Below are 7,112 nucleotides of genomic sequence, written 5' to 3' on the forward strand. Positions count from 1 at the left end.
CCACCCGGGCCGGCAGCAGACGGCTGCGCTGCTCGCCCCGCCCGGTCTCCGTGACCACCTCATCGATCAGTTCCGGCGGAAACGCCTGCGTCAGCACCCCGATCGCGATCCGGTCCGACAACCGCTCACCCGCAGGCGCCCTGACCTGCCCCACCCTCGCCACACCGACGACAACGAAGCACAACCGCCTAAGTCACCGGCATTGGGGCTAGGCCGTGTCCGGCGGATCATGTGAACGGGCACTGCGGGCCGTGTCGTGCGCACCACCGCTGCGCGGCGGTGTCCTCAATCTCCCCCAGCTACCGCTGGGGGTGCCCCCAACGGGCTGAAAGCGGCTGACCCCAACCACAATCAAGCCCGTCCGGCGCTTGAGGACGCGCCCGCAGGGCGCCCGCCGCCGCAGGCGGCACAGCCGGCCCGCAGCCGAAGATCCGCCGGCCACCGCCTAAGCCGGCTCCCGGCCGCCGTTCCAGCCGCGCACACAGCACCAGACGCCGCCCCACACCAGGGCGGCCTCGGTGCCGCGGAGGACGAGGCCGACCGCCAGCCGGGGCCCGACGGCCATGTCGACGATACGGGCGTGGCCGAAGAAGAGCACGGCGATGCCGAGCAGGATGACCAGGCCGCCCCCGGCCATCAGCAGCACCCTGAAGGCCGTTCCTATCGGCGCGCTCGCGCGTGTCATGCGTTTCCCCTCCCGCGGCATCGACGCACCGATGGTATCGATCAGGTGCGCGAACGCGGCACCCGCACGACCCCTTCCTGGATGACGGAGACCGCCAACTGGCCGTTCTCCGTGAAGATCCGGCCCTTGGCGAGACCCCGGCCGCCCTGCGCGGTGGGGCTCTCCTGGTCGTAGAGCAGCCACTCGTCGGCACGGAACGGGCGGTGGAACCACATCGCGTGGTCCAGGCTCGCGCCGACGACGTCGCCGACCGTCCAGCCGCCGCGCCCGTGGGCGAGCAGCACGGAGTCCAGGAGGGTCATGTCGGAGACGTAGGTGACCAGGCAGACGTGCAGCAGCGGGTCGTCGGCCAGTTTGCCGTTGGTCCGGAACCACACCTGCGACTTGGCCTCGCGCGGTTCGCCGACGCTGGCGAACGGCGGGTCGTCGACGTACCGCAGGTCGACCGCCGCCCGCGCGTCCAGCAGCCGTTCCACGACCGCCGGATCGGCGAAGCGGTGGGCGTGCGCGGGCAGCATCTCGGCCGCGGTGGGCAGGTCGAGCGGGTTCGGCGCGTGCGGCATCGGCTCCTGGTGCTCCAGCCCCTCCTCGTACGTCTGGAAGGACGCGGAGAGGTGGAAGACCGGCTGCCCGTGCTGGACGGCGACGACGCGGCGCGTGGTGAAGGAGCGCCCGTCGCGGATCCGGTCGACGGTGTAGACGATCGGCGCGCCGGGGTCGCCCGGCCGCAGGAAGTAGGCGTGCAGGGAGTGCGGGTGGCGGTCGTCGGGGACCGTGCGGCCGGCGGCGACCAGGGCCTGGGCCGCGACCTGGCCGCCGAAGACGCGCGGCACCAGCGAGGGGCGGCTGGTGCCGCGGAAGATGTCCTGCTCGATCCGTTCGAGGTCGAGGAGATCGAGCAGGTCCTGGAGTGCCTCGTTCATCACACGCCGTCTACAGGCCCATCGATTTGGCGATGATGGAGCGCATGACCTCGCTCGTACCGCCGTAGATGCGGCTGACGCGGGTGTCCGCGTAGAGCCGGGCGATGGGGTACTCCATCATGTAGCCGTAACCGCCGTGCAGCTGGAGGCACTTGTCGATGACGACCGCGGCGCGCTCGGTGGTGAAGAGCTTGGCGGACGCGGCGTCGGCGGCGGACAGCTCGCCCGCGTCGTGCGCGTCCAGGGCGCGGTCGACGACCGCCTCCATCGCGTCGACCTCGGACTTGCAGTCGGCCAGCACGAACTTGGTGTTCTGGAAGGCCGCGACGGACTGCCCGAAGACGGTGCGGTCCCGGGTGTACGCCTTGGCGAACTCCACGGCGGCGGCGGACTGGGCGTACGCGCCGACGGCGATGGCCAGCCGCTCCTGCGGGAGGTTGTGGCCGAGGTAGCCGAACGCCTTGCCCTCCTCGCCGAGCAGGTCCTCCACCGGCACCTTGACGTCGGTGAAGGAGAGTTCGGCGGTGTCGGAGGAGTGCAGGCCGAGCTTCTCCAGCTTGCGGCCGACGGCGTAACCCTCGGAGGCGGTGTCCACGACGAGGATGGAGATGCCGGAGCGGCGGTCCTCGGGGCTGGGCGGCGCGGTGCGGGCGCAGACCAGGACGCGGTCGGCGAGGACGCCGCCGGTGATGAAGGTCTTGGCGCCGTTGAGGACGTAGTGCGTGCCGTCCTCGGAGAGCTTGGCGGTGGTCTTCATGCCGGCCAGGTCGGAGCCGGTGCCCGGCTCGGTCATGGCGATGGCGGTCATCATGTCGCCGGAGACGAAGGAGGGCAGCCAGCGGCGCTTCTGCTCCTCGTTGGCGTACTCGAGGAGGTAGGGCAGGCACAGGGCGGTGTGCACGCTGCTGCCGCCGAAGCTGACGCCGGCGCGGGCGCACTCCTCGGTGATGACGGCGTGGAACTTGAAGCTGCTCTCGCCGGCGCCGCCGAACTCCTCGGGCACCTCGATGCCGAAGACGCCCAGCTCGCCGAGCTTCTTGTAGAACTCGCGCGGCGCGCAGCCGGCGTCCCGCCACTCGTCGTAGACGGGGACGACCTCCGCGGCGATGAAGTCGCGGATCGTCTCCCGGAACGCCTCGTGGTCCTCGTTGTACACGGTCCGACGCATGTCAGCCCCCTCGTCCGCGCATGCTCGTACCGGCATGCCTAAGCGCTCGCTCAGGGCGCAAGTTACCCGGCGGTCACCAGAACTGTCCAGGGCCGGACGAAAGCCGCCGGTCAGGCCGCGGAGAGGGCGGCGAGCGCGCCGTGCGCGAGCCGGCGCAGCAGGGCCGCGGTGGCCGCGCGCCCGGGGAGGGCGCCGGGGCGGCCGAGGTGGGGGGTGGAGTTGAGCAGCCCGAAGACGGCGTGGACGGCCGCGCGGGCGTCGGCCTCGCCGGCGCCGGGGTGCAGGGCGCGCACGACCTCGACCCACAGCTCCACGTACTGCCGCTGGAACGAGCGCACCCGTTTGCGGTCGCTGTCGCGCAGCTGGCCCAGCTCGCGGTCGTGCAGGGTGATCAGGTCGCGGTCGTCGAGGGCGAAGTCGATGTGCCCGTCGATGAGCGAGTCGAGGACGGCGGCCGGGCCGCCGCCCGCCGCGCCGGCCCCGGTGGCGCGCTCGCGGCCGCCGGCGAGGAGGCGCTCGCTGATGCCCACGAGCAGCTCCGCGAGCATCGCGTCCTTGCCGGCGAAGTGGCGGTAGAGCCCGGGGCCGCTGATGCCGACGGCCGCCCCTATCTCGTCGACCCCGACGCCGTGGAAGCCGCGCTCGGCGAAGAGCCGGGCGGCCTCCTGGAGGATCTGCTCGCGGCGGGTGGGGGCGGGGGCCGCCGGGATGCGGGGGGCTGCGTCGTTCACGAAATCGATTCTAGACAGCGGCGTTAGTGGTCGTTAACCTGAACGCAATGTGTTAACGCTCATTAACCGAGCAAGGGAGCTCGACCTGATGCAGCAGGCACCGGTGCTGGGGAGCGCCGCCGATCCCGCCTCCGACGCCTGGCGGACCAACGAGGCCGCGCATCGCGAGCTGTCCGCGGAGCTGCGGGCCAAGCTGGCCGCGGCGCGGCTGGGCGGCGGTGAGAAGGCGCGGGCGCGACACACCTCCCGCGGCAAGCTGCTGCCGCGCGAGCGGGTGGACGCCCTTCTGGACCCCGGCTCGCCGTTCCTGGAGCTGGCGCCGCTGGCTGCCGAGGGGATGTACGGCGGGGCCGCGCCGGCCGCCGGCGTGATCTCCGGGATCGGGCGGGTCGCGGGCCGCGAGGTGGTGATCGTCGCCAATGACGCCACCGTCAAGGGCGGCACGTACTACCCGATGACCGTCAAGAAGCACCTGCGCGCGCAGGAGGTCGCCCTGGAGAACAGGCTCCCGTGCCTGTATCTGGTGGACTCCGGCGGCGCGTTCCTGCCGATGCAGGACGAGGTCTTCCCCGACCGCGAGCACTTCGGCCGGATCTTCTACAACCAGGCCCGGATGTCCGGCGCGGGCATCCCGCAGATCGCCGCGGTGCTCGGCTCCTGCACGGCGGGCGGCGCGTACGTCCCGGCGATGAGCGACGAGGCCGTGATCGTCCGGAACCAGGGCACGATCTTCCTGGGCGGCCCGCCGCTGGTGAAGGCCGCCACGGGCGAGGTCGTCACGGCGGAGGAGCTGGGCGGCGGCGAGGTCCACTCCAAGGTCTCCGGCGTCACCGACCACCTCGCCGAGGACGACGCGCACGCCCTGCGGATCGTGCGGACCATCGTCTCCACGCTCCCCGGGCGCGGCCCCCTGCCCTGGTCCGTGGAGCCGGCGGAGGAGCCCGAGGCCGACCCGGCGGGCCTCTACGGCGCGGTGCCGGCCGACTCGCGGACCCCGTACGACGTGCGCGAGGTCATCGCCCGGGTCGTCGACGGATCCCGGTTCGCCGAGTTCAAGGCCGAGTTCGGGCAGACGCTGGTGACCGGGTTCGCCCGCATCCAGGGCCACCCGGTGGGCATCGTCGCCAACAACGGCATCCTCTTCTCCGAGTCCGCCCAGAAGGGCGCGCACTTCATCGAGCTGTGCGACCAGCGCGGCATCCCCCTGGTCTTCCTCCAGAACATCTCCGGCTTCATGGTCGGGCGGCAGTACGAGGCCGGCGGCATCGCCAAGCACGGCGCGAAGATGGTCACGGCGGTGGCCTGCGCCCGTGTCCCCAAGCTCACGGTCGTCATCGGCGGCTCGTACGGCGCGGGCAACTACTCCATGTGCGGGCGCGCCTATTCGCCCCGCTTCCTGTGGATGTGGCCCAACGCGAAGATCTCGGTCATGGGTGGCGAGCAGGCGGCCTCCGTCCTCGCGACGGTCAAGCGCGACCAGATCGAGGCACGCGGCGAGCACTGGAGCACCGAGGAGGAGGACGCCTTCCGCGCCCCGGTCCGCGAGCAGTACGAGACCCAGGGCAGCGCCTATTACGCCACCGCCCGGCTGTGGGACGACGGGATCATCGACCCGCTGGAGACCCGCACCGTGCTCGGACTCGCCCTGACCGCGTGCGCGAACGCGCCGCTGCCCGAAAAAGACCCCGCGGCGCCCGGCTACGGCGTCTTCCGGATGTGAGGGGGATGCCCGCGATGTTCGACACCGTCCTGGTCGCCAACCGCGGCGAGATCGCCGTCCGTGTGATCCGTACGCTCCGCCGGCTCGGCATCCGCTCGGTCGCCGTGTTCAGCGACGCCGACGCGGACGCCCGCCATGTGCGCGAGGCCGACACCGCCGTGCGGATCGGCCCGGCGGCGGCCGCCGAGAGCTATCTGTCCGTGGAGCGCCTGCTGGACGCCGCCGCGCGCACCGGCGCGCAGGCCGTCCACCCCGGCTACGGCTTCCTCGCCGAGAACGCCGCCTTCGCCCGCGCCTGCGCGGACGCCGGCCTCGTCTTCCTCGGCCCGCCCGCCGAGGCGATAGAGCTGATGGGCGACAAGATCCGCGCCAAGGAGACCGTACGGGCGGCCGGCGTGCCGGTGGTCCCCGGCTCGTCGGGCAGCGGCCTGACGGACGCCGAACTGACCGCCGCCGCGCGGGAGATCGGCATGCCCGTGCTGCTCAAGCCCTCCGCGGGCGGCGGTGGCAAGGGCATGCGGCTCGTCCGCGACGAGGCCCTGCTGGGCGAGGAGATCGCGGCCGCCCGGCGCGAGGCCCGCGGCTCCTTCGGTGACGACACCCTGCTCGTCGAGCGCTGGATCGACCGGCCCCGCCACATCGAGATCCAGGTCCTGGCGGACGGCCACGGCAACGTCATCCACCTGGGCGAACGCGAGTGCTCGCTGCAACGCCGCCACCAGAAGATCATCGAGGAGGCGCCGAGCGTCCTCCTCGACGAGGCCACGCGCGCGGCCATGGGCGAGGCGGCGGTCCAGGCGGCCCGCTCCTGCGGCTACACGGGCGCGGGCACGGTGGAGTTCATCGTGCCGGGCAACGACCCGTCCTCGTACTTCTTCATGGAGATGAACACCCGCCTCCAGGTCGAGCACCCGGTGACGGAGCTCGTCACGGGCCTGGACCTGGTGGAGTGGCAGGTCAGGGTCGCCGCGGGCGAGCGGCTGGGGCTCGCGCAGGAGGACGTGACCCTCACCGGGCACGCCATCGAGGCGCGCGTCTGCGCCGAGACCGCGCGGGCGACCGGCGACCGCGTGGACTTCCTGCCGTCGGCGGGCCTGGTCCGCGCCCTGCGCGAACCGGCGGGCGACGGCGTCCGGGTGGACTCCGGGCTGGCCGAGGGCACGGAGGTGGGCACGTCCTACGACCCGATGCTCGCCAAGGTCATCGCGTACGGCCCGGACCGCGCCACGGCCCTGCGCCGCCTGCGGACGGCCCTGGCCGACACGGTGGTCCTGGGCCTCGACACGAACGTCGGCTTCCTGAGGCGGCTGCTGGCGCACCCGTCGGTGGTGTCGGGCGCGCTGGACACGGGCCTGGTCGACCGGGACGCGGCCACGCTCGTACGGGCGTCCGTGCCGGACGAGGTGTACGTGGCGGCGGGACTGCTGCGACAGCCGCGTCCGACGCCGGACCCCGCGGGCTGGCTGGACCCCTTCTCCCTCCCGACGGGCTGGCGCCTGGGCGGCGAGCCGGCGTGGACGACGTATCCCTTGCGGGTGCCGGGCCGCGATCCGGTGACGCTCCGCGTCCGGGACACGGGGACGGCGAAGGAGATCGCCCTGGAGGGCACGGAGGTCTCCGACGGGGGCGCGGCGACGCGGCGGGCCGATGTCAGCCCCGGCAGCGCACAGCGGGCGCTCGGAGGGTCGGCGGCGCAGCCGGCCGAAGCAGCCTCCGGCAGCGCGCAGCACCTGCCCAAGGGCCCGGCGACGCAGCCGGCAGACGCCGCTTCCGACAGCGCACGGCGCGCGCCCGGAAGCCCGGCCCCCGAACCCGCCACCGCCCCGGCGGCGCAGCTCGCCGGAACCGCGACGACGCAGCCGGCCGACGCCACCCCCGGCAGCGC

7 protein-coding genes are annotated in these 7,112 nt (G+C 73.1%); 2 read left to right on the top strand and 5 right to left on the bottom strand.

The features are described 5' to 3' along the window. The 5 genes from J7E86_RS29445 to J7E86_RS29465 all read right to left on the bottom strand — a co-directional run. Positions 1-163: transposase domain-containing protein (locus tag J7E86_RS29445; RefSeq protein WP_215085872.1), on the bottom strand; the 163-nt coding region annotated here is incomplete at its 3' end. Positions 164-445: 282 nt separating this feature from the next. Beyond that, entirely contained in the window at positions 446-685 is a 240-nt protein-coding gene (locus J7E86_RS29450) for a hypothetical protein (RefSeq protein WP_215085868.1), read from the bottom strand. 41 nt (positions 686-726) lie between these two features. Then, positions 727-1,608, bottom strand: a complete 882-nt coding sequence (tesB, locus tag J7E86_RS29455) for an acyl-CoA thioesterase II (RefSeq protein WP_215085869.1) — start codon at positions 1,606-1,608, stop codon at positions 727-729. Between the two features lie 10 nt (positions 1,609-1,618). Next, positions 1,619-2,776: an acyl-CoA dehydrogenase family protein gene (locus J7E86_RS29460; protein ID WP_215085870.1), complete on the bottom strand. Its 1,158-nt coding sequence runs from the start codon at positions 2,774-2,776 to the stop codon at positions 1,619-1,621. Positions 2,777-2,886: 110 nt separating this feature from the next. Then, complete coding sequence (locus J7E86_RS29465) at positions 2,887-3,507, bottom strand: TetR/AcrR family transcriptional regulator (RefSeq protein ID WP_308312774.1); 621 nt, start codon at positions 3,505-3,507, stop codon at positions 2,887-2,889. Positions 3,508-3,595: 88 nt separating this feature from the next. Between J7E86_RS29465 and J7E86_RS29470 the strand changes: the two genes are divergently transcribed. Continuing rightward, the gene (locus J7E86_RS29470) at positions 3,596-5,227 is read left to right on the top strand and encodes a carboxyl transferase domain-containing protein (RefSeq protein WP_215085871.1); all 1,632 of its coding nucleotides are present in this window, start codon (positions 3,596-3,598) and stop codon (positions 5,225-5,227) included. 14 nt (positions 5,228-5,241) lie between these two features. Continuing rightward, on the top strand, positions 5,242-7,112 hold a 1,871-nt coding region (locus J7E86_RS29475), incomplete at its 3' end, for an acetyl/propionyl/methylcrotonyl-CoA carboxylase subunit alpha (RefSeq protein WP_251019865.1).

The sequence above is a fragment of the Streptomyces sp. ISL-11 genome (genome assembly GCF_018614525.1).
GTDB lineage: Bacteria > Actinomycetota > Actinomycetes > Streptomycetales > Streptomycetaceae > Streptomyces.

Bases quoted from the DNA above. Each gene is read 5' to 3' on its own strand.
- J7E86_RS29450 (WP_215085868.1), bottom strand. From the start codon at position 685: ATGACACGCGCGAGCGCGCCGATAGGAACGGCCTTCAGGGTGCTGCTG.
- tesB (WP_215085869.1), bottom strand. From the start codon at position 1,608: ATGAACGAGGCACTCCAGGACCTGCTCGATCTCCTCGACCTCGAACGG.
- J7E86_RS29460 (WP_215085870.1), bottom strand. From the start codon at position 2,776: ATGCGTCGGACCGTGTACAACGAGGACCACGAGGCGTTCCGGGAGACG.
- J7E86_RS29470 (WP_215085871.1), top strand. From the start codon at position 3,596: ATGCAGCAGGCACCGGTGCTGGGGAGCGCCGCCGATCCCGCCTCCGAC.